Origin of the sequence: Paractinoplanes polyasparticus (assembly GCF_019710575.1) — a bacterium.
In the GTDB taxonomy this organism is placed as follows: Bacteria; Actinomycetota; Actinomycetes; order Mycobacteriales; family Micromonosporaceae; genus Actinoplanes; species Actinoplanes polyasparticus.
Genome location: NZ_JAHWFK010000019.1, coordinates 1 through 23,964, shown reverse-complemented (window position 1 = coordinate 23,964; position 23,964 = coordinate 1). Strand labels below are relative to the sequence as shown.

Sequence of the window (23,964 nt, the reverse complement as noted above, 5' to 3'; positions counted from 1 at the left end):
CGCACCCAGGTGACATAGTTTCGGCGCCAACGATCGACTTCTGGAGCCGAAACACATGGCCGCACCCGGCACCGACCTGACCCCGGCGACCGCACGCCGGGAACGCACCGGCTGGTACTTCTACGACTGGGCCAACTCGGCCTTCTCGACGACCGTCCTGACCGTCTTCCTCGGCCCGTTCCTGACCACGGTCACCGAGATCGCCGCCGGCTGCCCGCTGGGCACCGACGACTGCACCGGCCGGGTCCACCCGTTCGGGATCACCGTCGCCGCCGGCTCCTTCTACCCGTACGTCGTGTCGCTGTCGGTCCTGCTCACCGTGTTCGTCCTGCCCATCATGGGGGCCATCGCCGACCGCGCCCCGCGCAAGAAGCCGCTGCTGGCCGGGGCCGCGTTCCTCGGCGCCGGCGCCACCATCGCCATGGTGTTCGTGACCGGCGACCGCTACCTGCTCGGCGGGTTGCTGTTCCTGATCGCCAACATCGCGTTCGGCGCGGCCGTGGTCGTCTACAACTCGTTCCTGCCGCAACTGGCCGCCCCCGACGACCGGGACAAGGTGTCGTCCCGCGGGTGGGCGCTGGGCTACCTGGGCGGAGGTCTGCTGCTGCTGGCCAACCTGATCGCCGTGATGCTGCTGTCGGTCGACGGCGACGACCAGCGCACCCTGGACATCGCCCGGTTCTGCATCGTCAGCGCCGGTGTGTGGTGGGCCGTCTTCACGCTCATCCCGCTGCGCTGGCTCAAGGAACACCCGGCCGCCGGGGCCGCCACGACCCGCGGCAACCTGCTCACCGACGGCTTCAAGCAGCTCGGCCACACGCTGCGCAGCCTCAAGGCGTACCCGTTGACGTTGTTCTTCCTGCTCGCCTATCTGATCTACAACGACGGCATCCAGACCGTCATCGCCCTGGCCGCCCAGTTCGGCAGCGAGGAGCTCGATCTCGAGCAGTCCACCCTGATCGTCACCATCCTGATCGTGCAGTTCCTGGCCTTCGGCGGCGCGCTGGCCCTGGGCGCTCTGGCCGCCCGCATCGGCGCCCGCAAGACGGTGCTGCTCAGCCTGGCCCTGTGGCTGGTCGTCATCGTCGCCGCGTACTGGCTGCCGGCCGGCGAACCCCTGCCGTTCATGCTGCTCGGCGCGGGCATCGGCATCGTCCTGGGCGGCAGCCAGGCGCTCAGCCGCAGCCTGTTCTCCCAGCTCATCCCCCAGGGCAAGGAGGGCGAGTACTACGGCTTCTACGAGATCAGCGACAAGGGCACCAGCTGGCTCGGCCCGCTGCTGTTCGGCCTGATCTTCCAGCTCACCAACAGCTACCGGCTCGGCATCATCTCGCTGATCGTGTTCTTCGTGGTCGGCGGCGTCCTGCTGGCCTTCGTGCCGATCCGCCGCGCCATCACCGCCGTCGGCAACACACCCCCCAGACTGCTCTGATGGACATCACCATCGACGCCGGCTCGGCCACCCCACCGTACGAGCAGGTGCGGTTGCGCATCGCCGCTCTCGCCGCGTCCGGCGACCTCGCCGCGGGGGAAAAGCTTCCTCCCGTACGAGCCTTGGCCGCGGAACTGGGCCTGGCGGCGAACACGGTGGCACGGGCGTACCGGGAACTCGAACTGGCCGGCCTCGTGGAGACACGGGGCCGGCTCGGCACGGTCGTCACCGCCCGCGCCGCGGGCACCTCGGCCCAGGCTCAGAAGGCCGCCCAGGCGTACGCCGAGAAGGTGGCCGGCCTGGGCGTGCCGCCCGAGACAGCGCTGGCGCTGGTGCGGGCGGCCCTGGGCCTGTAGCCGCGTCTCAGAGCCACCGGGTCAGGTTGAGCATGTTGCCGTCGGGGTCGTGGACGTGGGCGACCCGCTGGCCCCACGGCATGTCGTGGGGCTGTCCCGGTACCGTGCCACCGGCCGACTCGACCGTGGGCAGCAGCGCGTCGACGTCCTCGACGTCGGCGCTGAGGATGATCCGCACCGGGGCGCCGATCTCGGTCTTCTCCTCCTGCACGATGCCGAGCGTGCTCGTGCCGATCCGCAGCTCGACGTAGAACTCGTCGCCCTCCTCGGGCACGCGCAGGGTCTGCGTGGCTCCGAGCACCGTCTCGTAGAAGGCGCGCAGCCGGGGCAGGTCGGGTGTGCCGGCGATGGGATGGATCGAAGTCATGGCTCTCCTTCAGGCAGACGGTCTCCTGGGGGTAGACCGTGCGACCTCCGGAAACTCATCGGCTGTCGTCAGAGTCCGTGAGTACCGCCGAACTCCTCGTGCTTGTCGCCGGGCTCGGCGTACCAGGCCGGGGCGTCCGGGTCGGCGGTCGTGCGGATGCGCAGCCTGGTCAGCCCGCCCACCGGGGGCAGCTCGTACGGGGCGAACCAGCCCACATCCAGGGACTCGTCACCGTCGGGCCGGGCCTCGCCACCGACCGCCCGGCAGCGGAACCACACGGCCAGATACGAGCACCGGTCGCCGTTGGGGTACTCGGTCTCGTGCACGGCCACGCCGGCCAGGCGTTCGATCTCGGCGACGATCCCGGTCTCCTCGGTGATCTCGCGCAGAATCGCCTCGGCCGGCTGTTCGCCCGGTTCGATCATGCCGGCCGGGAGCGACCACTGACCGTTGTCGGAGCGCTTGAGCAGCAGGATGCGGCCCTGCTCGTCGCGGACCACGGCGCCGGCGCCGGGCAGCAGGAGCAGGTCGTGTCCGATGTGCTGGCGCATCCGCGTCACGTACTCGGGAACTGGCATGCCGCCCACGCTAGATGATCACCCTAACGGGCGATGGCCGGGAGTAGCCGGTCATCGATACGCTGCCGCGCGTGCTTCGCCTGATCAGCGCCGCGGCCGCCGTCGCCGCCACCGTCGCCCTCGTCCCGGCACCGGCCCAGGCCGCCGCTCCGGTAGCCGGATACGGTCTGTCCGCACCCGACCTCGGGTTCTCGACCACGGGCGCCTACCTGCCCATCGTGCTGCGCGCCGGCCACGTGAAGCCGAAAAAGATCACCAACGTGCGGATCATCCTGGACGCGACCGGGATCGAGGGTCTCGGCACGGTCGCCGTGCCCAACGTCTGCGGCACCACCGGCCGGCCCGTCGCCTGCGAGGTGGGCACGCTCGACGCGGCCGACGGGTACGCCCTGCCGCAGCTTCTCCTGCAGGCCACCGAGGGCGTCGCCGCGGGCCGGTCCGGCAAACTGAAGATCACCGTCACCGGTGACGGGCTGGGCACGCTGGTCACCACGCCGACGGTCACCGTCGACGAGGTCCGCCTGATCGTCCGATGGCGCGACCGCAGCACCGAGAAGCCCGGCTCCCTGCTCGAAGCGCCGATCCAGATCTCCAACGCCGGGCCCGCAGCGGTCCGCCGGGCCGTGGTGCGTTTCGACGCCGACCCGGCAGCCCTGCGCTGGCTGCTCGACTACGAGAACTGCTGGCCCCTGGCCGGCGGCACCGTGGTGTGCGAGCTGCGCGACGCCGTACTCAGCTCGATCCCGTACCAGCAGCTGTCCGAGCGCGCCCTGAAGGTCGACGACGACGCCCGCAACGGCCAGTACCTGGCCCGCACCACCTGGTGGGCCGGCAGCAGCGCCGACAACGTGGCCCGGGTCCTGATCCCCGGCGCCGAGGCCAGGCCCGGACGGCCGGCGCTGAAACTGACGACGCCCCCGCAGGACGACTGCTGCGGCACCCCCACCGCACCCCCGACCGCCGGCATGCCGTGGACCTCCACCGCCGACATGCTGGTGCAGGTCGAAGGCGGCGCCGAAGGCCCGGGCACACCGACCTCGTCGCCCACCGCGCCGGTGGAGACCCCGCCCGGCCGGCCCGGCGACGACATCGGCGCGCCCACGCCGGCCCCCGGCCAAGGCGGTGGCCTGCCGATCACCGGCGCCAACACCGTGCTGGCCGGCGCCGCCGGCGGGGTGCTGCTGGCCGCCGGCGTGCTGGCGTTCGCCTTGAGCCGTCGCCGCCGCACCCGGTTCACTGCCTGACATGGACGAAACACCCGCCTACGCGACCATCCGCGAGGGGATGGCCCTGCGCGAGCAGGGCCGCCGGTCGGAGGCGAAGGCGCTCATGGAGGCCCTCTTCGCCGAGGTCGAGGGCGGCAACGACGCGTACCTCAAGGTCTTCCTCGCCCATTCGCTGGCCGATGTGCAGGACAACCCCGAGGACGAGCTGGCCTGGGACCTGCGGGCGCTCGCCTTCTTCGACGAGCTGACCGACCAGCGTGCTCTCGAGCGCGGCAATCCGGGCGGGCGGAACGCCCTGCTGCCGTCCCTGCATCTGAACCTGGCCGTCGGCTACCGGCGCCTCGGGGACGAGGTCAGCGCCCGGCGGCACTACGAGCGGGGACAGGCGCACCTGGGGGCGCTCTCGGGCGACAAGTACGGCGACAGCATCAGGACAGCGTTCGCGACGGAATTCGCCTGACCGCTGCCGCCGTCGGATTCATGCCAGCACGGCGACGGTGAGCACGCCGGCCGCCGCGGCCAGGTAACCCGCTGCGATGGGCACGCTGCGGGGCTGCTTCTTCTCCGCGCCGAGCCGCTCGTAGAGGCCGCCGAGGCGGCGGCGGACCCGGTCGCCGCGGGTGGCGCCGGCGATGAGGAGCAGCAGGCACGGCAGGCAGTAGACCAGCGCGTACCCGCCGATGATGACCAGTGAGCGGGCGGCGCCGACATCGGCGGTGACGATGCGTTCGATGGCGATGAAGTAGGGAAAGGCGTTGGGCAGGTCCGCCCCGGTCATGATCAGTCCGAGCACGGCGGCGCTGAGCGGGTTGACCCAGCCCGGCACGGTGACCGCCGGGCGGATCCGGGCGCGCAGCCGGCGCAGCCCGGCCACGGCCAGACCCACGGCCGCCACCGTGAACGCGATCCGGCGGAGCCAGACCAGGCCGTTGCCGACGGCGTCGGCGGCGATATCAGCGCCGGCGTACACCACGGCTCCGAGCGCGAGGACCGTCAGATAGGCGCCGGTGACGAAACCGGCCGCCGCCCGGACCGGGTGTGCCATCGGCGCGAGCAGCAGCAAGGCCACACCGGCGATCGTCGCGGGATTCAGCGCGTCGAGCAGGGCCAGGCCGGCGACACCGGCCAGCAGCGCCGCGGTCACGGCGACGCCTCGTCGGCTGCCGCACGCAGGCCGAGGTGGCGCAGCAGCTGTTCCACCTCGTCGGACGTCGGCGCCGGGCCGGTCAGCGCGGCCAGGAACAGCCCGTCACCGACCAGCCGCACCAGCCGGGCCCGGACCGGGTCGCCCAGCTCGGCGGTCAGCATCTGCTGCCAGCGCTGTTCGGCGCCGCCCACCTCCTCCGGCAGGTCGAACTCGCCGGTGGTGGTCAACCGCAGCATCGACAGCATCGCCCGGTACACCGTGCGCTCACCGGGCTCGGGAACCGACAACCGCAACCAGGCCGCGGCCATCATCCCCTGCGTCGCGGCCGCCGTCAGCCGCTCGTCGAACCGGTGCACCGCCCGGGTCACCAACGCCCGCAGCAAAGACTGCTTGTCGAAGTGATACAGCAGGCCGCCCTTGCTCACGCCCGCCGCCGCGGCCACCGCGTCCAACGCGGGCGGGACCTGACCGGCGGTGATCAGTTCCTCGGCGGCGTCCAGAATGCGCTCGCGTGCTGTGCCCATGCGGCGACTGTACCGTCCGGACGGTACAGTTCCTAACCGAGCATCACCAGGATGTGCCACGCGTACTTGAGCAGTTGCAGCACCTCGGGCGGCGTCCCGAACGCCGCCCACGTGTGTGGCTCATGCGTGGCCCGGCCCACCACGGCGGCATCCAGCACGTCGCGGTCGTAGTGGTCGGCCACCGCACGGGCCAACGGCGGCAGCTCCGGGCCCTTCAGATCGGCCGGGAAGTCATCGGCGGGCAGCGCGAAACCGGGTGCCCACCGCAGTTCCGGGCCCAGGGCGCGCAGGTGCGCCTCCACCGGCGTACCGCGGAAGGAAGGGTCGGCCACGACGGCCGCGACATCCTCGCTCAGGGTGACGCCGCCGTGGATCTGGGCCTCCACGTAGTGGTCCATCGCCCGCCCGGGCTCCGAACGGCCGGCGGCCAGCGCGCGCACCCACTCGGCCGGCGACGCCGCGGACAGGTTGAGCGCGCTGCCGGTGCGGGACACCTCGTCCAGCAGTGCCGCCCACACCGCACCGAACGTGGCCGACGTGCCGAACACCGTCGGCTCGGTGAAGCTGTCACCGTGACTGAACGTCGCCCTCGGCGCCACGTGCGGAGCCAGCACCAGATGGCAGCTGCCGAACCGCGGGGACGCCCCGTCCGGATAACCGGCCAGGTTCAGGGCGCCGTAGACGGGACGGCCCACGTCACCCTCGTACACACCGGGGAACATGCGCTGCTCCCAGACGTCACGGTCACCACCCGCGTACGCGGTCAGACCGCCGTTGGAGATGCGCGTCTCGAACTGCGAGCGGTACACGCCGTCGGCCGCCAGGTGCTCGGCGACCGTACGCCCGTCGGCCAGCAACCTGTCCGGGTGGAAATTCACCGTGATCGGCGCACCGAGCTCCGGGCCCGCCTCGGGAAACAACTCCCGCACGTACGCCAGAGCCCGCTGCGCCGCCGGGGTCACTTCGGCTCGATCGTGTTCGTCGCCAGCAGCACCATCAGGATCACGCCCAGCGCCACCCGGTAGTAGATGAAAACGCTGTACGAGTGCCGCGACACGAACCGCAGCAGCCAGTTCACCGAGAAGTAGGCCACCACGAAACTCACGGCCGTCGCGATCAGCGTGTTCGTCCAGCCCACCCCGGCCGAGATGTTGCCGGCCTCCTCGTAACCCTGCAGGATCGACGCGCCCAGCAGCGCCGGGATCGACAGGAAGAACGACAGCTTCGTCACCGTCACCCGGTCGAAGTCACGCAGCAGACCGGCCGACATCGTCGCCCCCGACCGGGACACGCCCGGAATCAGCGCCATGCACTGCACCAGGCCGATGATCAGCGAATCCTTCCAGGTCACGTCCTCCTCGTGACGCACCTGGGTGGCCGCGTGATCAGCGAACGCCATCACCCCGGACCACAGGATCAGCGCCCCCGCCACGAACCACAGGCTGCGCAGCGTCGTCTCCACCTGATCCTTGAACAACAGGGCCACGATCACGATCGGGATGGCGCCCAGCAGCACCGCCCACCCGAACCGGAAATCCGCGTTGTCCCGCTTCGCCTTGTTGAACATCCCGGCCAGGAACGCCGGCACCACCCGCGCGATGTCCTTGCGCAGGAAAATGATCGTCGCCAGCACCGCGCCCGACTGGATGATCACCGTGAACGCCGTGATCGCCGGATCGTCGATCCGGTACCCCAGCAGCTTCTCGAGAATCGTCAGGTGGCCGGTGCTCGACACGGGCAGGAACTCGGTGAAGCCCTCAACGGCGCCGAGCAGCACCGCTTCGAAGATGTTCAAACCCCGACCGCCTCTTTCATCCGCTTTTTACCGCGGCCGAGCATAGGCGGCGCCGTCATCCCCCGGCGCGGCGGGCACGCGCCGCCGCGATCATGTAGGCCGGATCACGGTCCAGGTTGTGCCGGTCCCGATCGTACCGGCGGGTCGTCCGAGGGTCGGCGTGACCCATCGCGTCCTGCACATCCTCCAGCGGCACCCCCTCGGCCCGGGCCGCCGTGGCGAACGCGTGCCGCAACGAGTGCGGCGACAACCTGTCCGCCTCCGGGATACCCGCCTCGGCCGCCAGCCGCCGCAACAGCCGGAACACCGCATGCCGATCCAGGCGCCCACCGGTCGACGTCCGGAACACCGGCCCGTCCTCATCGCCGCGCACCGCCAGATAAGCGTCCAGCGCCTGCGACGCGGCCGGGGTCAGCGCCCGCCGCCGCGGCTTACCGCCCTTACCGACGAACCGCACCGTCCGGTGCCCGCGCTCCCAGCCCAGATCACCCAGATCCAGGCCGACCAGCTCACCGACCCGCAGACCCAGATCAGCCAGGATCGTCATCACCGCGTGATGCCGCGGACCCGCCGCCCGCGCCCGCTCGAGCAGCGCGTCGACCTCCTCCGGCGACAGCCCCAGCGTCGCCGAATGATCCCGCGACACGTACGGCCGGTCGGCGCCCGCCACCGGGTTCGCGTCGAGCGCCCGGATCTTCATCAGGAAGTCGTACCAACTCGACAGAGCCGACAACTTGCGAGCCACCGTCGACGGCGCCAAACTCTGCGCCTCCAACCCCCTGGCGTACGCGTTCACGTCGAGAAACGACACCCGCAGCGGATCCGCGCCCCGCTCGGCACACCACGCCAGCCACCCCGACACATCCCGCCGGTACGCCGCCCGCGTGTGCTCCGACAACCGGCGGTTCGCCAGCCACACCTCGGTGACCTGCTCCGCCGGCCCACCGACCGACAGCTCCCCACCCTGCCTCGGCACCAGCTGCATGCGCCCATCGTGTCAGCTCTCGATCACCGCGCCGCCCGCGACATGCCAGCGCCGCCCGAACCCGACCGACTCCGCGAAGAACCGGTCGTGCGTCACCACCAGCAACGTCCCCTTGTACCGGCGCAACGCCTCCTCGATCACGTCCAGCGCGTCCAGATCCAGGAAGTTCGTCGGCTCGTCCAGCAACAACACCCGCGCCGGACTGTTCACCAGCACGGCCAGCAGCAACCGCCGCAACTCCCCCGCCGACAGACCGGACAGCCGCGAATCCCACTGATCCGGCCCGAACTGATGCCCCGCCAGCAGCTTCTCGGCATCGTCCAGATAAACCGGCACCCGCGACCGGAAGAACTCCATCACCGTCGCCGCGGAACGCAGCCCATCGGTCGTCTGCGGCAACACAGCCGTGTCATCGCTCGCCAACGCCCGCAGCAACGTCGTCTTCCCCGCCCCGTTACGCCCGGTGATCAGAATGCGGTCACCGCGCCGCACCTCCACATCCACCCGATCGAGCAGCACCCGGTCACCGGCCGTCCTGCGCAGCCCGCGAGCCTTCAGCACCACCTCACCCGGATCCGCCTGATCAGCCGGAAAAGCCAACGTCAGAGGCGGGCGCGTACGAGGCTCGGCGATCCACTTGACCGACTCCATCTGCCGGCGCAGCCGCCGCTCCCGCACCTTCGCCTTACGCGCCACCAACCGGGCCACCCGCCGCAGATGCGGACCGGCCACCCCCAGCCCCGAAGCGTTCTCGACACCCCGCGAGAACTCCTTCGTCCGCTCGATGTCCGCCTCCCACCGCCGGCGGTCCTTCTCCTGCGCCACGAAATCCAGCAGCAACCGCTCCCACCGACGCTGCTTCTCCGCCCGGTACGCCGAATAGCCGCCACCCGGATAGTCCTGCACCTCGGTGTCGATGCCGTCCAACTCCAGCACCCGCGACACCACAGCATCCAGAAACGCCCGGTCATGACTGACGGTAAGAACCCCACCCGCGTACGCCTGAAGCCAGCCCTGCAGCCAGGCCACACCCTCGGCATCCAGGTGATTCGTCGGCTCATCGAGCAACAGCACATCCGGCTCGTCCAACAGCGCCCGCGCCAGCAACAACCGCGCCTGCTCACCACCACTGACCTCAGCCAGCGTCAGATCATCCGGCAACTCCGCGATGTCCAGCCGCTGCCGGATCTCCGCGATCCGAGCCTCCGCCGACCAGCCCTCCAGAGCAGTCCACCGCTCCTGCGCCACCCCGAACTCGGCCAGCACGTCATCACCGTCAGCCAGACGCCGCTCGAGCTGCCGCATCGTCCGCGTCACCACCGCCAGCTCACCCAGACCCCCGGTCAGGAACTCGCCGACCGAACCCCGCGGATCAGGCATCTGCTGCGCCACATAGCCGACCCGGCTGCCCGGACCGTACGTCACACTGCCCGACTGCGGCCCCAACTCCCCGGCCAGCACCCGCAACAACGTCGACTTGCCCGCGCCGTTAGGCCCGACGATCCCGATCCGGTCACCGTCGCCGACCACCAGATCGAACCCGGCGAACAACGGATCACCGTCATGGGAACAACTGAGATTGACAGCCTTCAACAAGGGGCCCTCCACGAGCGAGACACCGACAGGGACACGCCACCCGCACACCAGCGGGGCGATTCACCAAGCTCGGGTCGCTATCACATGAAGAGAGGCACTCCCAGCAAACGGCAACAGGTCCGACGCCCACAATGCCCCGTCACCGCCACCCCCGCAACCGAAATAGCCCCGCGGTCACTGACTTCCGGCGCGTTCGGCGATCCACGGACGCGCCGGCATGGGGGCGCCCTCGAAAGTCTGCGGATCGACACTCCACCGGCCCGCCAGTCTCATCACCGTCTCCTCGGTCGGCCACGGCCAGGTGTCGTCGTCCTCCGTCTCGTTCCACTCGTCCCACCACGCGTCGTCGGGAACCCAGCCGACACCCAGCGCCCGCTCCTCGGGAGTCCGCTCACCGACCTGGCGCAGCACCTCATCACGCTCACCGAGGTAGCCGAACACCCGGCTCACCACACCGCCACTCGCGAGCCCCCAGCAGTGGTACTCCACCACCCGGTGCGTGCCGAAATACTGCACCTCACCGAGGGACGCGCTCAAACCCGCCAGCCAGGACACGAAACGACTGTCCGCGGGCGGCTCCATATCGATCGAAGCGGCCAGCGTCCACCCGTCGACGGGCGGCGTGATCAGCCACCGGCCCGAATAGGCCGCCGGCGCGAGCCCACCGAGCCCCAGCACCGCCGCCACCGACTCGGCACCACGATGGCGCACCGCCAACCACTCGATCTTGTACCCGAACCCGGCCCCGATCTCCACCGCCACGAGACTAGTGCCGAGGTCCCCCACCCGCGCCCCCGCCTCGGATCACGGCATCTCCCCGTGACTGGCCGGGCCCGCTGCGTGGGTTGTCGCTGCGCTCGTGTCTGCGAAGTGGTCAACCCTGACGATCGTCGGGGGTGCGCGGTTGCCGTTCGGCTCGGGTTTCCGGCTGCTCTCGTTTCTACGGTCGACCCCCCATGAAACGACAAACACGAGCACCCAGCGGGGCCGGCCGACTTCGGCAATCCAGGCGGGCCGAACTGAAACGGGATGTCGTTGATTCCTTTTGGTTTTCAGGGTTTTGGTTGGTCGGGTGCGCCGGTAGTGAGGCGCACACCGGCTAAAGCGTCCTAGGATGATGGATTGGTTACTGCGTTCTCGCTCACGCCGGGCCGCCCCGCGGAGATCTTGCCGGCGCGGTGCGGAGAATTGACGACGTGCCGCGATCGTCTGGAAGCGCCTCGCCGTACCGGCACACCGCCGGTCCGCACCGGACACGTGAGGACCTTGCCGTCCTCCGGCCCGAACTGGTCGCGCGCTACGACGCCGAACTGCCCGGAGCGCGCGCGGCCGTTCTCGCCCGGCTGCTCGGCGCTGTCGACCGCGAGCCCCTCCCCGGTTTGACCGTACGCCGCCCCGGTGAGGCCACCTTCGCCGTTGCCCCGACCACCACTGCGGCGGGCGGTGGCGTCGTGGCTACGCAGAGCGTGCCGAGTGACATGGAAGGTCCCGACGGCGCTGGACGAACCGTGGGAGCCGTCGCTGGTGCGGTCGCGGCGCAGCTCAGGGCAGCCGTTGATGCCACGGATACCGTGACCGTGCGCTACCCGGCCGGTGCCGCGCGCCCGTTCGCCGTCGCGCGGGTCGGCCTCGCGGCCGAGGTGGGTAGCGCTCGGCTGGTCGCGGATCCGGCGGAGCTCGTACGGCTGCTGTGGGGTGACGTGCCCCTGGTCGCCGAGATCGACAACAGTGTCGCCAACCTGGCGCTGGCACGGGCGGACCGGCCGGAGCAACGTCTGCCCGAGCCGGGCGGCGCCGACGCGCTCGGCCGCATCGAGCAGCTCGTCACCGACGGGCACCCCCTGCACCCCTGCTGCCGCACCCGTGGCGGCATGAGTGTGGCCGACGTCCTCGCGTACGCCCCGGAACACTCCCCCGTCATCCGCCTGCGACGCCTGCGCGTGCCCCGGGACCGCTGGTACGGCACCGCCGCGCCCATCCTCTTCGCACACCCCTGGCAGGCGGCCCGGCTGGTCGACCGCTACCCGTGGCTCATCCCGGACGGCTGGTCCGATCCCGTCCGGCCGTTGATGTCGTTGCGTACCGTCGCGCCCGTGGACGGGGGCCCGCACATCAAGACCGCGGTCGACGTGCAGATGACCAGCGCTGTACGGACCGTCTCGGCGGCCGCCGTGCACAACGGGCCCGTTCTGTCGCGGCTGCTGCGGCGGCTCACGGCCGACCAGCCGATCGAGATCCTGGCCGAGATCGCCGCCGGGGCGGTCGTCGTCCACGGCGTCCCGCAGCGCCACCTCGCGCACGTCATCCGGGAGGCTCCGCAGCTCGGGCCGGGTGAGCTGGCGGTGCCGCTGGCCGTGCTGGCGGCCGTGCCGGTGCCGGTCGGGGATCCGTACGCGTGGTGGGAAAGGTTTTCCGACCTGTTCTTCGGACCGGTGACCCGGGTCCTGGCGCGCGGCGTCGCGCTGGAGGCGCACGGCCAGAACACGCTGGTCGTGCTGGCGGGCAGCCAGCCGGCCCGCATCCTCTACCGCGACCTCGGGGGCGTGCGGGTCAGCGCCTCGCGGCTGCGCGCCTCCGGCCTGGAACCGCCCGCGCTGCTCGGCGACCTGCCCAGCGACGACCCGGCCGAGCTGCGCACGAAACTGGCCGCGTCCGCGTTCGGCACCGTCGCGGCCGAGCTGATCGCCATGTTCACCCGCACGCTGGACACCGATCCGGACCGGCTGTGGGGCATTGTCGCCCGGGCCGTCCGCGCCACCGGCAGCGAGGACGTCCCGCATCTGCTCCGCGACCCCCTGCCCGTGAAGGCCACGACCGCGATGCGGCTGGCCACCGATCCGCTCGACGACCGATGGGCCCTGCTCCCCAACCCGATGGCGGCACACGCATGAACAAGACCCTGCGCCCGGAACGGATCGCGCACACCGAGGCCGCCCTGGCCGTCCACGCCCCGCACCTGGTGCCCGGCTTCCTCGCGGCGTTACCGGAGGCGGCCGACACGGTGGGGCGGCGGCTGCGCGGCGCTCTCGTCCGCGAGGGGCTGCGGGACATGGGCCCGGGCGAGCGGCACGGCTTCGGCCGCGTCGAGTACCCGAGCGCGGGCGCCGGCGATCCGGTCGAGCTGCTGGGCGACATCGACGCCCCCGGGTTCGCGGCCGAGCTGCGCAACGCGGTGATGAATCTGGCCATCGCGATGGCCCGGCCCCGCCCGCCGGTCGGCGACGACCCGGACGAGCAGGCCATCGGGCTGGAACGCCTGGCCGTGGCCGGGCACAACCTGCACCCCTGCGGGCGTACGCGGCTCGGCTGGGACACCGGCGACGTCCTCGCGCACGACCTGGAGACGGAGAAGACCCGCATCGGTTTCGTCGCTGTGCGCGAACGGCTGCTCGTCGGCGACGACGTGTTCCCCGAGATCGCCAAGCCCTCCGGGTACGCGGTGCAGCCCGTCCACGCCTGGCAGCGCGACAACGTGCTGGCCGAACGCTACGGCGACCTGCTGCGCAGCAAGGACCTGGTCATCCTGGACGAGGAGCGCGACGCCATCCCCACCGCGGCCCTGCGCACCCTGCTGCTGCCGGGCGCCGGGCAGTACCTGAAGGTGTCGCTCGACATCCAGGTCACCTCGACCCGGCGCAGCATCAGCGTGGCCAGCACCCGCAACGGGCCGGCCGTGTCGGCCCTGCTGCACAGGCTGACCGCCGGCGAGGAACGGCTGCTGCTGATGGCCGAGACCGCGGGCGCGGCTGTGCCCGTCGGATCCGGGCGCGACCTGTCGGCCATCCGCCGCGACGGCCTCGCCGGGCGGCTCCAGCCCGGCGAACGCGCTGTTCCGGGCGGGGCGCTGCCGCTGCTGCTCGGCGAGCTGGTCACCGGGGATCCGGGCGAGTGGCTCCGGTCGTACGCGGAACTGGTTGTGCCGCCGCTGATGCGGCTCACCGCGCAGGGCGTCGCGCTCGAGGCCCACCTGCAGAACTGCCTGCCCACGTTCCTCGACGGGCGCCCGCACCGGCTGGCCCTGCGCGACTTCGCCGGTCTGCGCCTGCACCGGCCCCGGCTGGCCGCGGGCGGCCACGAGATCGGCCTGTGGCCCGGCTCGGTGGTCGGCACCGACGACCTCGACGTGTTCCGCGCCAAGATCGGCTACACGCTGTTCCAGGCCCACCTGGGCGAGCTGGTGCTGCGCCTCGACATCGACGAGGACCAGGCGTGGCGGATCATCCGGTCCGTCCTCGACGAGCACACGACCGGCGACGACCACGCCGCGTTCACCGCGCCCACCGCCCTGCACAAGGCCCTCGTGCGGATGCGGCTGGCCGGCGAGGGCGACATCTACGTGCCCGTGCGGAACCCCCTGCATGCGCCCGCCTGACCACGTCGTCCGGGCGCTGCTCGAGCTGCCCCGCCCGGTCTGCGCCTACGTCTACGACACGGCCGCGCTGCGCGCGAGAGCGGCGACGGTCCGGGCGAGCCTTCCGGTTCCGGCTTCCCTTCTGTACGCGGTGAAGGCGAACGGCAATCCGGCGGTGCTCACGACCCTGGCCGCCGACGCCGACGGGCTGGAAGTGGCCTCCGGCGGCGAACTGGCCCTCGCGCTGGCCGCCGGCGCGCGCCGCATCGTGTTCGGCGGCCCGGCCAAGACCGACGCCGAGCTGAGCGCCGCCCTCGACGCCGGGGCGCAGATCAACGCCGAGAGCGTCCACGAACTGCACCGCATCGCCGCGCTGCGCCCCGGCGCCGAGGTCGTGCTGCGCGTCAACCGGCCCGGCCACGCCCTGACCGGCAGCCACACGATGACCGGCGCGCCCACCCCGTTCGGCGTCGACGAGGCCCAGCTGCCGGCCGCGCTGGCAGTCCCCGGCGTCCGCATCGTCGGGTTCCACCTGCACGCCGTCTCCAACAACCTGGACGGCGAGGCCCACGCCGCCTTCGTGCGGGAGGCCCTGCGCTGGTCGCTGGCCACCGGCATCGACCCGCGCGTGGTCAACGTGGGCGGCGGCTTCGGCGTCGACTACCTGTCCGACGCCACCATCGACCTCACGCCGCTGCGGTCGATCACCGTACCGGCGGGTGTGGACCTCGTCTTCGAACCCGGCCGCCTGCTGGCCGCCGACGCCGGCTGGTACGCGGCCACCGTCATCGACGTGAAGACCAACCACGGCCGCACCTTCGCCGTGCTGCGCGGCGGCACCCACCACTTCCGCCTGCCCGCAGCGTGGGGCTACGACCACCCGTTCACCGTCGTCCCGGTCGACGACTGGCCCCACCCCTACCTGCGGCCCGCCGCCACCGACACGGCCGTGGACGCCGTCGGCGAGCTCTGCACCCCACGCGACGTCCTCAGCCGCGGGCAACACGTCGCCTCGGTCCGCGCCGGCGACCTGCTCGTCTTCGGCCGCACCGGCGCCTACGGCTGGGACATCTCCCACCACGACTTCCTGCGCCACGACCCGCCCGAGTTCGTCATCCTGTGAGCGTCACCCGGTGAGCGTCGCCGCCCACCGTTCGTCACCTCGTCAGCGTCGCCGCCCACCGGCGGAATCCCGACTCGGGCGCGCGCTCGCAGTAGCGGCGGAACTGGTCGCGCACCTCGTCGCGGCGCAGACCGCCGGCAATGACCGGCGGGCGGTACCAGGGCAGGTCGGCGCTCACCGGCCAGGCCGCCACCGCGGCGGCCCCGCCGTCCGCGGGTGACTCCAGCCCGAAGTACACCTCGTCGACCTTCAACGCCATCGCCGCGCCCAGGCACATCAGGCACGGCTCCAGGTTGACGGCCAGCCGCAGAGGATGCTTTCGCGGGCGCCGGCCCAGCACCTCGTCGGCTGCCGTCATCGCCAGCAGGTCCGCGTGCACCAGCCGCCGCCCCAGCGAGACGTCGCGGGTGAACGCGCTCGCGACGATCTCGCCGCCCATCTCGACCACGGCCCCGATCGGCAACTCCCCGGCCGCCATGCCCGCCTCGGCGACCTCGATCGCGGCGGCCAGCAGAGACAACCCTAAGGTGGACGGCATGGCGATGCGACTCCCTCAGGTGAACTTCAAGGCCCGGGACAACGTGGCACTCGGCCAATTCTGGGCCGATGCCCTCGGCTGGGTCACCTCCCAGGAAGAAGGACCCGGCGTCACCAACGTCACGCCCGCGAACTTCGACTGGCCCGACCCCAGCGCCGTCTGCATCGACTTCGTCATCGTCGACGACCCGGAGCCGATCCGCTATCGCGTGCACCTCGACCTGGCCACCCGGTCCGAGGCCCACCAGGCGGAACTGGTCGGCCGTCTGCAGGAGCTCGGCGCGACACCGGCCGACATCGGCCAGGGCGACGTGCCGTGGGTCGTGCTGGCCGACCCCGAAGGCAACCTGTTCTGCGTCCTGGAACCACGGGAGAGCTACCCCTACGACCAGACCGGCCCGATCGCCGCGGTCGTCGTCAACTGCGCCGATCCGCGCGCCCTGGCCCGCTTCTGGGGCGCGGCCACCGACTGGACCCCGCACGTCACCAACGACAACTTCGCGTCGTTGCGTTCCGCCCAGGGCGTCGGGCCCTACCTGGAGTTCATCCGCACCACCGGCGAACCCGGCCGCGTCCACCTCGACCTGCTGCCGTACCGCGCGGAAGACAGGCCGGCCGAGATCGCCCGGCTCGAAGCCCTCGGCGCGACACCGGCCGACGTCGGCCAGGGCGACGTGTCGTGGGCAGTCATGGCCGACCCGGAAGGCAACCCGTTCTGCGTCCTGAGGCCGGCTTCGTAGCTACGCCGCGAGCAACTCTCCGGTCGCTGCCCACAGGCGGCGCTCGCGATCGCGGTCGTGGGCTATCGGCTTCACCTCGACGATCCGGTCCTTCAGCACGAACGCGCCGTCGCGCAGGCCGGCCCACTTGTCGTCCAGCGCCACGGAGGCCAGCGCCGGACCAGAACGCTCCGGCGTAGACACTCCCGGCAGCCGTCCCAGCGCCCGGCCGACGGCCTGCATGGCCGCCGGGGCACCGCGCCCCAGGCCGGTGCCCGGCATCCAGCCCGGCTCGAACACCGAGACGGCGACGCCCGGGCCGACGTGGCGCTGCAACTCGTGCGCGTAATACAGGATCGCCAGCTTCGCATCGGAGTACGCGACACCGGCCGCCTTCATCCCCGGGTTCACCGCCCCGGTGGCCGGGCGGGCCAGCTCGACCGGGTCACGCCACTGCGCCTCCGGCACGCCGAGCAGGCGCCGCCAGACATTCGCGTGATACGTGTTCGAGCCCAGCAGCACGATCCGGGCCGGCGGCGGCAGCGAGCCGATCAGCTGCGCATGAGCCAGATAGTTGACGGCGAAGGTCAACTCGAACCCGTCGGCCGACGCCTCCCGCGTGTCGGACGACATGGCCCCCGCATTGGCGACCAGCGCCCGCAACGGCCGGTCGTCGAGCAGCTGCCGTACGGCGCCGGCCGCAGCCCGCACCTCGGCCAGCCGCGACAGATCGGTGCTGACCTCGTGCACCCGGGCGCCGAGTGCGCGCGCCTCGGCCGCGACTGCGGACAGAGCCCGGCCGACCAGGATCAGCTCCGGGCGTACGGCCGACGGGCGGCCCGCCATGGCCAGCACGGCAGCACGGCCCAGCCCCCGCGTCGGCCCGGTGATGAGAACGGTTCCAGTCATGACCCCAGCCTGGCCGCGCCGCCGCCCGCCAGGCAGTCGTCCCGTTGTCGTAGGACTGGCAGGGCCAGGACAATCCCCGTCCCGGCGAGCAGACTGAACTCCGTGGAAGCCTGGGAATTCGGCAGCACCGTACGCCGCTGGCGCGACCGGGTCGCCCCCGACGCCGTCGGCCTGCCCACCGGCCACCGCCGACGCGCCAGTGGCCTGCGCCGCGAGGAACTGGCCCAGCTCGCCGGCATCTCCGCCGACTACCTGACCCGCCTCGAACAGGGCCGCGCCACCGCCCCCTCGGCCCAGGTCGTCGAGGCCCTCGCCCGCGCCCTGCGCCTGCCCGCCCCCGAGCGCGACCAGCTGCACCGCCTGGCCGGCCACGCCGCCCCCGGCCCCGACGTCGTCCCCTCGCGCGTCACGGCCAGCGTGCAGCGCCTGCTCGACCGCCTGGCCGGCACCCCCGTCGTCGTCTACGACGCCACCTGGACGCTGGTGCTGGCCAACGCCCCCTACGACGCCCTCATGGGCGACACCACCTCGTGGCACGGCCTGGAGCGCAACGCCGTCTGGCGCAATCTGTGCGGCCCGCCCAGCCGCGTGTCACACACCCCGCAGGAACAGGCCGAACACGAGGCCCGCCTGGTGGCCGACCTGCGCCTCACCGCGTCCCGCTACCCCGCCGACCAGTCCCTGCGCCGCCTGACCGCCGATCTGGCGACGGCCGCCCCGCGCTTCACCGAACTCTGGAACGGCGAAGCGCCGCCCCCGCTGCCCGACCCGTCCAAACGCAAGGTCATCGACCACCCCGCCGTGGGCCGCCTCACCCTCGACTGCGACACCCTCATCGTCGCCGTCGACGACCTGCGCATCACCGTCTACACCGCCGAGCCCGGCACCGAGGACGCCGACCGCCTGGCCCTGGCCATCGTCCTGGGCACCCAGTCCCTGGTCGACTGAGTCAGCCCGCGGTTCGATGTGGAATCGACTGCCGGCCGATGCTCTGCCATTCGGCCTCACCACCGCAGCGCGCACACGCCCCTGAACGGCGGGTAGTCGGAGTTCAAGTCGACGCCTCGTGGACGGCAAGTGAGATCGCCTCGTTGACTGCGGGCGGCCAGCCACGTGGTCAGGGCCATGCCGTAGGTGCCGGTCGACCCGGCAACGGCGATGGCCTCATGAGATTCGATGTCGAGAGCGGCCCGCAGGGTCGCTCTTCCGCCGTGCCTTTGATCTCGGCGTGTAAGGCATCCTAGGATGCCGCCTGTCCCTGTCCCGCGCACTCGTCGGGATGCCGGTCAGGACGGCCGCAGCCGGTACTCCCAGCCCTCGCGCCAGCCGAAGTCGGCCACGATGAGCTGTTCCAGCGGGACCCCGTCGAACAGGTGGTCCAGGGCCCAGCGGGTCGCGACGTGGCCGATGACCAGGATGCGCCGGCCCTCCCACCGGGTCGGCACGTCGGTCAGGAAGCGGCCGACGCGCTCGACCGCCTGCCGCCAGCTCTCCCCGCCGGGATAGGGCTGGTCGAGGTACTGCTCGCGGTGCTCGTGCAGTTCGGCGGCCGGCATGCCGTTGCCGGTGCCGTAATCGCACTCACGGAGCCGCCAGTCGTGCAGGACCGGGATCGCGCTGCCCTCGAACGCGATCTCCGCGGTCTCGGCCGCGCGGCGCAGGTCGGAGGTGAAGACCGCGGCGATGCCGTCGTCGCGCCGGCGTTGCCCGAGTTCGGCCGCCAGCTCCCGGCCGCGTTCCGACAACCGGCCTGGCAACCAGCCCGTCGCGATCCCGCGGTCGTTGTCCTCGCTCCAGGAGTGGGTTTCGAACACGATCCCGGTCGGCATCGGCACAGAGTAGGCCATGCGCTACCGAAGCTTCCGGGGACAGGCAGCGATACCGGCGTCTGCAGACGGTCGGTGCACCGAGGAGAAGGCATAAGACCTGATCGGTGAGCTGGCGTTGAGCGCCGTGCAGGAAGAGGTCGAGGAACTGGCCGGTCAGCCGGTGGTCAGCGCGCCGCCCAGGAAGAGGTCGACGACCTGGCCGGGTGACAGGGGTGACCTGTCTTCCTCCCGGGTCGGCGCGGCCATCTGGCACAGCATGAGGAAGGCCTCGGCGAGGGCGACGGCGGGCAGGCGCAGGCGTTCGGCCTCCGGTTCCAGCAGTCCGGCCACCGCCCGTCGTGCCTCGGGCAGGGTGGGCAGGAACCGGAGGTCCGCACTGGCCGACGGTCGGGTGCCGGTCGCGGCGGCGGTTGCCGTGCCCGCGAGGATGCCCCGTTCGAAGTCGGCCGTCTCGGCCCAGACACGGCGCCGGTAGTCGTCGATGACGCCGAGCACCTCGGCCAGGCGATCGGCCAGCGGCTGATCCACACGGATCGCGTCCAGCCTCGCCATTTCCGCGGTGGGGTCGAACATCGCGCTCATCTGCGCCGTCATCATGGCAACACAGGCCTGCAGGACCGCTTCCTTGTCGGGGAAGACGGCCAGCAGCTCGGCCTCGCCGATCCCCGCCGCCTCGGCTATCCGCGCGGTGGTCAGCGTGTCGTACTCGCCGATGAGAGGAACAGTGGCGAGCACAATGGACTGGCGCAGCTGGTCGGAGCTGGTGTCGTCCATCGGACCCCCTCGGCGCGCCGGGCTCTCACCGTACGACGTCCGCGCTTGCCGCCGGGCAGCTGATCGATCTCCGGTCGCCCCACGCCGGGACGACCGGCCAGGTTCAGAGCACCCGCACGGCGCGATCTGTCAGCGGGCGGGTGGGGCGGGCCGGACCCGGCGCAGCTCGCGCAGGGCCTGGCGGCGGACGTCGCCGGTGAGGGTGTCGATGTAGAGGGTGCCGTTCAGGTGGTCCGTCTCGTGCTGCAGGGCACGGGCCAGGAAGCCGGTGCCGTGGATGGTCAGCGGCTCGCCGTTGCGGTCGAAGCCGGTCGCGGTCACCGACATGGCCCGCCTCGTCGCGAAGTACAGGCCCGGGATGGACAGGCAACCCTCGTCGTCGTCCTGCTCGCCCTCGAAGTCGGTCAGCGTCGGGTTGATCAGGTGGCCGATGGCGCCGTCGACGTTGTACGAGAAGGCCCGCAGGCTCACGCCGATCTGAGGGGCGGCAACGCCGGCCCGGCCGGGCTCGCGAACCGTGTCCTCGAGGTCGTCGATCAGGGCTCGCAACCCGGCGTCGAACGAGGTGACCGGGTCGGCCTCGGTGCGCAGGACAGGGTCGCCGAAGATTCTGATGGGCCGCACTGACATGCGGAAAAGGCTATCCGGCCGGGTAACTCAGCCGGCGAAGAGGGCCAACTGGTCCTCGGCCAGCAATTCGCGCAGCTTGGCCAGGGAGCGGCGGGTCTGACTCTTGACGACGCTGACCGGCAGTTCGAGGACGTCGGCCACGCGGTCGACGCTGTAGTCCTCGAAGTACCGCAGGACCACGATCGCGCGGTCGCGTTCGGGCAGGTGGGCCAAGGCGTCGAGCATGGTCAGGCGGAGCTCGGGGCTCTCGCGGTAGGCCGGCTCGTGCATGACCGCCGTCGTGGATTCACTGGACGAGCGGCGGCGGCGGTGGTCGAGGAAGACCCGGAGCAGGATCTTCTGCGCGTACGCCATCAAGTTGTCGGCCTGGACGGCGCGGCGCCAGCTCAGGAACAGCTTGGTGAGCGCGCTCTGGGTCAGGTCCTGAGCCAGGTGCCAGTCGCGGCAGAGCATGAACGCGGTGGTGCGTAGGCGTTCGGCGTGGGCGTGGGCGAACTCGGCGAACTGCTCGTCGTCGGTCATGAGTCGAACACCGGAACCCGGCCGAAGCGGGCGTTGCCGGCCTTGACCAGGTCGGCGTCCATCGTGACGCCCCACCGCGGGTCGGCCGCGATCCGGGCGGCCTCGTCGGCGGACAGGACGGGACGGCCGGGCGGGTTGGTGCGGCCGTCACCGGCCAGGCAGGACGCCACGTCGAGCTGCACGGCCGTGCCGTCGGGCCAGCGCGAGACCGCCACCGTGTCCTGCAGGCAGTTGCCGGGGACGTGCTCGATCGACACCGTCGCCGTGCCGCCGCGGGGCGGGCGGGTGTCCTCGGCCGGAAGCTGCCCGACCACCAGCCGCACCATGCCGGGACCGTCGCCGCGGTCGAGGTAGAGCTGCACGTACCGGTCGTCGGCGGCGGACACAGCCGCATTGCTCAACTGCCCCGCCGGCAACAACTGCGTCAAGAGATGAAGCATGGCCCCCGTTGTCGCTTTCTCGCGCGCTCCCGCGGCCCGTTCGACGCCGCTGTGGATCGCCAACGTACGCCCGGGGGCCAGGGTCGTGGGGGCAGTCGGGCTGACTGGCACAGATCCGGGAGACGCTGCGGCCTTCTGAGCGGCATGCCCCAGCGGAACGGGAACCGACGTCGCAGCCGGTGACGCCGCCACCACGGAATCGGCCGCGGATATCGAACGGCGCGGTTCCGAATAGGCGGCCACCCCGCCGGCCAGCACCACCACGAGCACGCCTACGCAGCCCGCCGCCACCGACATCACCCGCCGCCGGCGCCGCTGCACCCGGCGGCCCTCGCGCAGCGCGGCGCCCACCACGTCGCCCAGCGGCGGCGGCCGCTCGTTGTTCAGTTCGGCCCGCAGCAGCGCACGCAGGTCTTCGGTCACCGGCTCAACCCTCTCCGCACCCCGTCTCACTAGCTAGACGTGCTGACCAGGCCGTTCGGTGACCGTGGTGGAGGACCTCGAACGGCAAATGCCCATGGTGCCCGCTGCGGCCCGCCCCGGCCAACCGGACCCGGCCGTTTCTGTCGTACCCCGGTGGCATCGTGCCGGGCATGCCGAAGACGCAGTACTACACCGCCACCTCGATCGACGGCTACATCGCCGACGAACACAACTCGCTCGACTGGCTCTTCGAGACCGGCGACGGCCGCGACGACGAGAACGGCGAGCAGCCCTTCGCCACGTTCTTCGCCGACGTCGGCGCGTTCGCTATGGGCGCCACCACCTACGAGTGGGTGTTCGCCCACGAGAAACTGGGCGACCAGCCGCAGAAGTGGCGTGAGTACTACGGCGACGTCCCGTCCTGGGTCTTCACCCACCGGCAGTTGCCGCCCCTGCCCGGCTCGACGGTGCACTTCGTGCAGGGCGACGTCCGCCCGGTCCACGCCGCGATGACCGAGGCCGCGTCCGGCCGGAACATCTGGATCGTCGGCGGCGGCGAACTGGCCGGGGCGTTCGCCGACGCCGGCCTGCTCGACGAGGTCATCCTCGGCGTCGCCCCGGTGACCCTCGGCGCGGGCGCCCCGGTCCTCCCCCGCCGCCTCACGTCATCCCGCCTGACCCTGACGACCCTGGAACGCCGCGGCCCGTTCGCCTACCTGACGTACTCGGTGGCGCCACCCCACTGACCAATCGCCGACGACCGCGACCCGAACCGGCGCTGCACCTGAGCCCCGGCGGGCTCCACCCGGTCCAGGAGCAGCAGCCTGTCGACCGGTGCCCGGCGGTGGTGAGTCGTGGGGTGGCGTGAACCGACGAGCGGCGTCAGTCGTTGGGCGGCGCGAGCCGGTCGTCAGCCGATGCGCGGCGCGAGCCAGTGCGCGGCGCGAGCCAGTGCGCGGCGCGAGCCAGTGCGCGGCGCGAGCCAGTGCGCGGCGCGAGCCAGTGGTGAGCCGGTCAGCGGCTTCAGCCCGTGCGCGGCACATGCTGGTGCGCGGCACAAGCCGATATTGAGCCGGTCAGCGGCTTCAGCCCGTGGGCGGCACATGCCGGTCCGCGGCACAAGTCGGTCCGCGGCGCGAGCTGGTGGTGCGCCGGTCGAGGGCTTCAGCCGGTGCGCGCCGTGAATCGGTCCACGGCGTGAGCCGGTAGGCAGGGTGAATAGGGACAGCGCAGGATGCGGCAGCCTGTTGGTCGGTTGTGGTGGGCGTCGCCCGTCGCGGTTTTGATTGGGCCGGTCCGACACGCGGCGGCCTGTTAGCCGGCGGCGGCCGGGGATGGCCGGCGCGGCCTCTCGCAAGCCCTGCCGCGGCGGCGAGATCCAGCTGACCGACGCGATGGCGTAGATGCTCGAGCAGCCTACGAGGAGGCGGCTTGTCAGTCGGCGGACACGGGGTGGGCCGGCGTGTCCCTGATCCGGGCCACCCCAAGACGCGGCGGCTTCTCAGTCAGCGGGCGGGCCGGCCAGCGTCAGTCAGTGGGCGGCCGGCCAGCGCGGCCTTGATGGGGGCCAGCCCGAGACGCGGCGGCTTGTCAGTCGGTGGGCGGGGGTGGGCCGACCAGCGCCGCCTTGATGGGGGCCAGCCCGAGACGCGGCGGCTTGTCAGTCGGTGGGCGGGGGTGGGCCGACCAGCGCCGCCTTGA

General features: G+C 71.7%; 26 protein-coding genes. 10 read left to right on the top strand and 16 right to left on the bottom strand.

Features of this window, described 5'->3' with window-relative positions:
• Positions 1-55 precede the first annotated feature (55 nt).
• Together KXC43_RS19185 and KXC43_RS19180 are read left to right on the top strand one after the other, a co-directional pair.
• Positions 56-1,432 carry an MFS transporter gene (locus tag KXC43_RS19185; RefSeq protein ID WP_221377464.1) on the top strand — a complete coding sequence of 459 codons (1,377 nt, stop codon included), beginning with the start codon at positions 56-58 and terminating at the stop codon, positions 1,430-1,432.
• On the top strand, positions 1,432-1,788 hold the full coding sequence (locus tag KXC43_RS19180) for a GntR family transcriptional regulator (RefSeq protein WP_221377463.1): 357 nt from the start codon (positions 1,432-1,434) through the stop codon (positions 1,786-1,788). Before KXC43_RS19185 ends, KXC43_RS19180 begins: the two co-directional genes overlap by 1 nt.
• A 7-nt stretch (positions 1,789-1,795) precedes the next feature.
• Here KXC43_RS19180 and KXC43_RS19175 read toward each other — a convergent pair whose 3' ends face one another.
• Entirely contained in the window at positions 1,796-2,155 is a 360-nt protein-coding gene (locus KXC43_RS19175; RefSeq protein ID WP_221377462.1) for a VOC family protein, read from the bottom strand.
• A gap of 68 nt (positions 2,156-2,223) precedes the next feature.
• Entirely contained in the window at positions 2,224-2,733 is a 510-nt protein-coding gene (locus KXC43_RS19170; RefSeq protein ID WP_221377461.1) for an NUDIX hydrolase, read from the bottom strand.
• A gap of 71 nt (positions 2,734-2,804) precedes the next feature.
• On the opposite strand from KXC43_RS19170, the gene KXC43_RS19165 reads away from it, so the two are divergent.
• Together KXC43_RS19165 and KXC43_RS19160 are read left to right on the top strand one after the other, a co-directional pair.
• The gene (locus KXC43_RS19165) at positions 2,805-3,977 is read left to right on the top strand and encodes a hypothetical protein (protein ID WP_221377460.1); all 1,173 of its coding nucleotides are present in this window, start codon (positions 2,805-2,807) and stop codon (positions 3,975-3,977) included.
• 1 nt (position 3,978) lies between these two features.
• Positions 3,979-4,419 (top strand): hypothetical protein, encoded by a 441-nt coding sequence (locus KXC43_RS19160; protein WP_221377459.1) that lies wholly within the window; start codon positions 3,979-3,981, stop codon positions 4,417-4,419.
• An 18-nt stretch (positions 4,420-4,437) separates the two neighbouring features.
• Here the strand turns inward: KXC43_RS19160 and KXC43_RS19155 are convergent, their stop codons facing one another.
• The 7 genes from KXC43_RS19155 to KXC43_RS19125 all read right to left on the bottom strand — a co-directional run bounded on the left by KXC43_RS19155 (position 4,438) and on the right by KXC43_RS19125 (position 10,762).
• A complete protein-coding gene (locus tag KXC43_RS19155; RefSeq protein WP_221377458.1) occupies positions 4,438-5,103 on the bottom strand; it encodes a GAP family protein in 666 nt (221 codons plus the stop codon).
• Positions 5,100-5,630, bottom strand: coding sequence for a TetR family transcriptional regulator (locus KXC43_RS19150; protein ID WP_221377457.1), 531 nt, complete (start codon positions 5,628-5,630; stop codon positions 5,100-5,102). The genes KXC43_RS19155 and KXC43_RS19150 overlap by 4 nt, the downstream gene beginning before the upstream one ends.
• Before the next feature lie 32 nt (positions 5,631-5,662).
• Positions 5,663-6,592 carry a DUF3626 domain-containing protein gene (locus KXC43_RS19145; RefSeq protein WP_221377456.1) on the bottom strand — a complete coding sequence of 310 codons (930 nt, stop codon included), beginning with the start codon at positions 6,590-6,592 and terminating at the stop codon, positions 5,663-5,665.
• The gene (locus KXC43_RS19140) at positions 6,589-7,425 is read right to left on the bottom strand and encodes an undecaprenyl-diphosphate phosphatase (protein WP_221377455.1); all 837 of its coding nucleotides are present in this window, start codon (positions 7,423-7,425) and stop codon (positions 6,589-6,591) included. The genes KXC43_RS19145 and KXC43_RS19140 overlap by 4 nt, the downstream gene beginning before the upstream one ends.
• Positions 7,426-7,480: 55 nt before the next feature.
• Positions 7,481-8,410 carry a tyrosine-type recombinase/integrase gene (locus KXC43_RS19135; RefSeq protein ID WP_221377454.1) on the bottom strand — a complete coding sequence of 310 codons (930 nt, stop codon included), beginning with the start codon at positions 8,408-8,410 and terminating at the stop codon, positions 7,481-7,483.
• A gap of 12 nt (positions 8,411-8,422) precedes the next feature.
• A complete protein-coding gene (locus tag KXC43_RS19130) occupies positions 8,423-9,961 on the bottom strand; it encodes an ABC-F family ATP-binding cassette domain-containing protein (protein WP_255644379.1) in 1,539 nt (512 codons plus the stop codon).
• A 219-nt stretch (positions 9,962-10,180) separates the two neighbouring features.
• Positions 10,181-10,762 (bottom strand): hypothetical protein, encoded by a 582-nt coding sequence (locus KXC43_RS19125; protein ID WP_221377452.1) that lies wholly within the window; start codon positions 10,760-10,762, stop codon positions 10,181-10,183.
• Positions 10,763-11,202: 440 nt separating this feature from the next.
• Between KXC43_RS19125 and KXC43_RS19120 the strand changes: the two genes are divergently transcribed.
• From KXC43_RS19120 to KXC43_RS19110, 3 genes are read left to right on the top strand one after another with little or no spacing between them, the layout of a single operon-like run.
• Complete coding sequence (locus KXC43_RS19120) at positions 11,203-12,897, top strand: IucA/IucC family protein (RefSeq protein WP_308129144.1); 1,695 nt, start codon at positions 11,203-11,205, stop codon at positions 12,895-12,897.
• The gene (locus KXC43_RS19115; protein WP_221377451.1) at positions 12,894-14,378 is read left to right on the top strand and encodes an IucA/IucC family protein; all 1,485 of its coding nucleotides are present in this window, start codon (positions 12,894-12,896) and stop codon (positions 14,376-14,378) included. The genes KXC43_RS19120 and KXC43_RS19115 overlap by 4 nt, the downstream gene beginning before the upstream one ends.
• On the top strand, positions 14,365-15,480 hold the full coding sequence (locus tag KXC43_RS19110; RefSeq protein WP_221377450.1) for a type III PLP-dependent enzyme domain-containing protein: 1,116 nt from the start codon (positions 14,365-14,367) through the stop codon (positions 15,478-15,480). Before KXC43_RS19115 ends, KXC43_RS19110 begins: the two co-directional genes overlap by 14 nt.
• 34 nt (positions 15,481-15,514) lie before the next feature.
• Here the strand turns inward: KXC43_RS19110 and KXC43_RS19105 are convergent, their stop codons facing one another.
• The gene (locus KXC43_RS19105; protein WP_221377449.1) at positions 15,515-16,018 is read right to left on the bottom strand and encodes a tRNA-specific adenosine deaminase; all 504 of its coding nucleotides are present in this window, start codon (positions 16,016-16,018) and stop codon (positions 15,515-15,517) included.
• Between KXC43_RS19105 and KXC43_RS19100 the strand changes: the two genes are divergently transcribed.
• A complete protein-coding gene (locus KXC43_RS19100; RefSeq protein WP_221377448.1) occupies positions 16,017-16,757 on the top strand; it encodes a VOC family protein in 741 nt (246 codons plus the stop codon). The two genes, KXC43_RS19105 and KXC43_RS19100, sit on opposite strands and share 2 nt — an antisense overlap.
• Here KXC43_RS19100 and KXC43_RS19095 read toward each other — a convergent pair whose 3' ends face one another.
• Positions 16,758-17,645: an SDR family NAD(P)-dependent oxidoreductase gene (locus KXC43_RS19095; protein ID WP_221377447.1), complete on the bottom strand. Its 888-nt coding sequence runs from the start codon at positions 17,643-17,645 to the stop codon at positions 16,758-16,760.
• A 102-nt stretch (positions 17,646-17,747) separates the two neighbouring features.
• Here KXC43_RS19095 and KXC43_RS19090 point away from each other — a divergent pair, with 102 nt between their 5' ends.
• Positions 17,748-18,593, top strand: a complete 846-nt coding sequence (locus tag KXC43_RS19090; RefSeq protein ID WP_221377446.1) for a helix-turn-helix transcriptional regulator — start codon at positions 17,748-17,750, stop codon at positions 18,591-18,593.
• A 338-nt stretch (positions 18,594-18,931) separates the two neighbouring features.
• On the opposite strand, the gene KXC43_RS19085 is transcribed toward KXC43_RS19090, so the two are convergent.
• From KXC43_RS19085 to KXC43_RS19065, 5 genes are all read right to left on the bottom strand, one after another.
• Complete coding sequence (locus KXC43_RS19085; protein WP_221377445.1) at positions 18,932-19,474, bottom strand: histidine phosphatase family protein; 543 nt, start codon at positions 19,472-19,474, stop codon at positions 18,932-18,934.
• 153 nt (positions 19,475-19,627) lie between these two features.
• Complete coding sequence (locus KXC43_RS19080) at positions 19,628-20,248, bottom strand: TetR/AcrR family transcriptional regulator (protein ID WP_221377444.1); 621 nt, start codon at positions 20,246-20,248, stop codon at positions 19,628-19,630.
• A 129-nt stretch (positions 20,249-20,377) separates the two neighbouring features.
• The gene (def, locus tag KXC43_RS19075) at positions 20,378-20,878 is read right to left on the bottom strand and encodes a peptide deformylase (protein WP_221377443.1); all 501 of its coding nucleotides are present in this window, start codon (positions 20,876-20,878) and stop codon (positions 20,378-20,380) included.
• Positions 20,879-20,905: 27 nt separating this feature from the next.
• Positions 20,906-21,400, bottom strand: coding sequence for a sigma-70 family RNA polymerase sigma factor (locus tag KXC43_RS19070; RefSeq protein ID WP_221377442.1), 495 nt, complete (start codon positions 21,398-21,400; stop codon positions 20,906-20,908).
• On the bottom strand, positions 21,397-22,263 hold the full coding sequence (locus tag KXC43_RS19065; RefSeq protein ID WP_221377441.1) for a hypothetical protein: 867 nt from the start codon (positions 22,261-22,263) through the stop codon (positions 21,397-21,399). Before KXC43_RS19065 ends, KXC43_RS19070 begins: the two co-directional genes overlap by 4 nt.
• A gap of 170 nt (positions 22,264-22,433) precedes the next feature.
• On the opposite strand from KXC43_RS19065, the gene KXC43_RS19060 reads away from it, so the two are divergent.
• Positions 22,434-23,009, top strand: coding sequence for a dihydrofolate reductase family protein (locus KXC43_RS19060; RefSeq protein WP_221377440.1), 576 nt, complete (start codon positions 22,434-22,436; stop codon positions 23,007-23,009).
• The last annotated feature ends 955 nt before the right edge of the window (positions 23,010-23,964 follow it).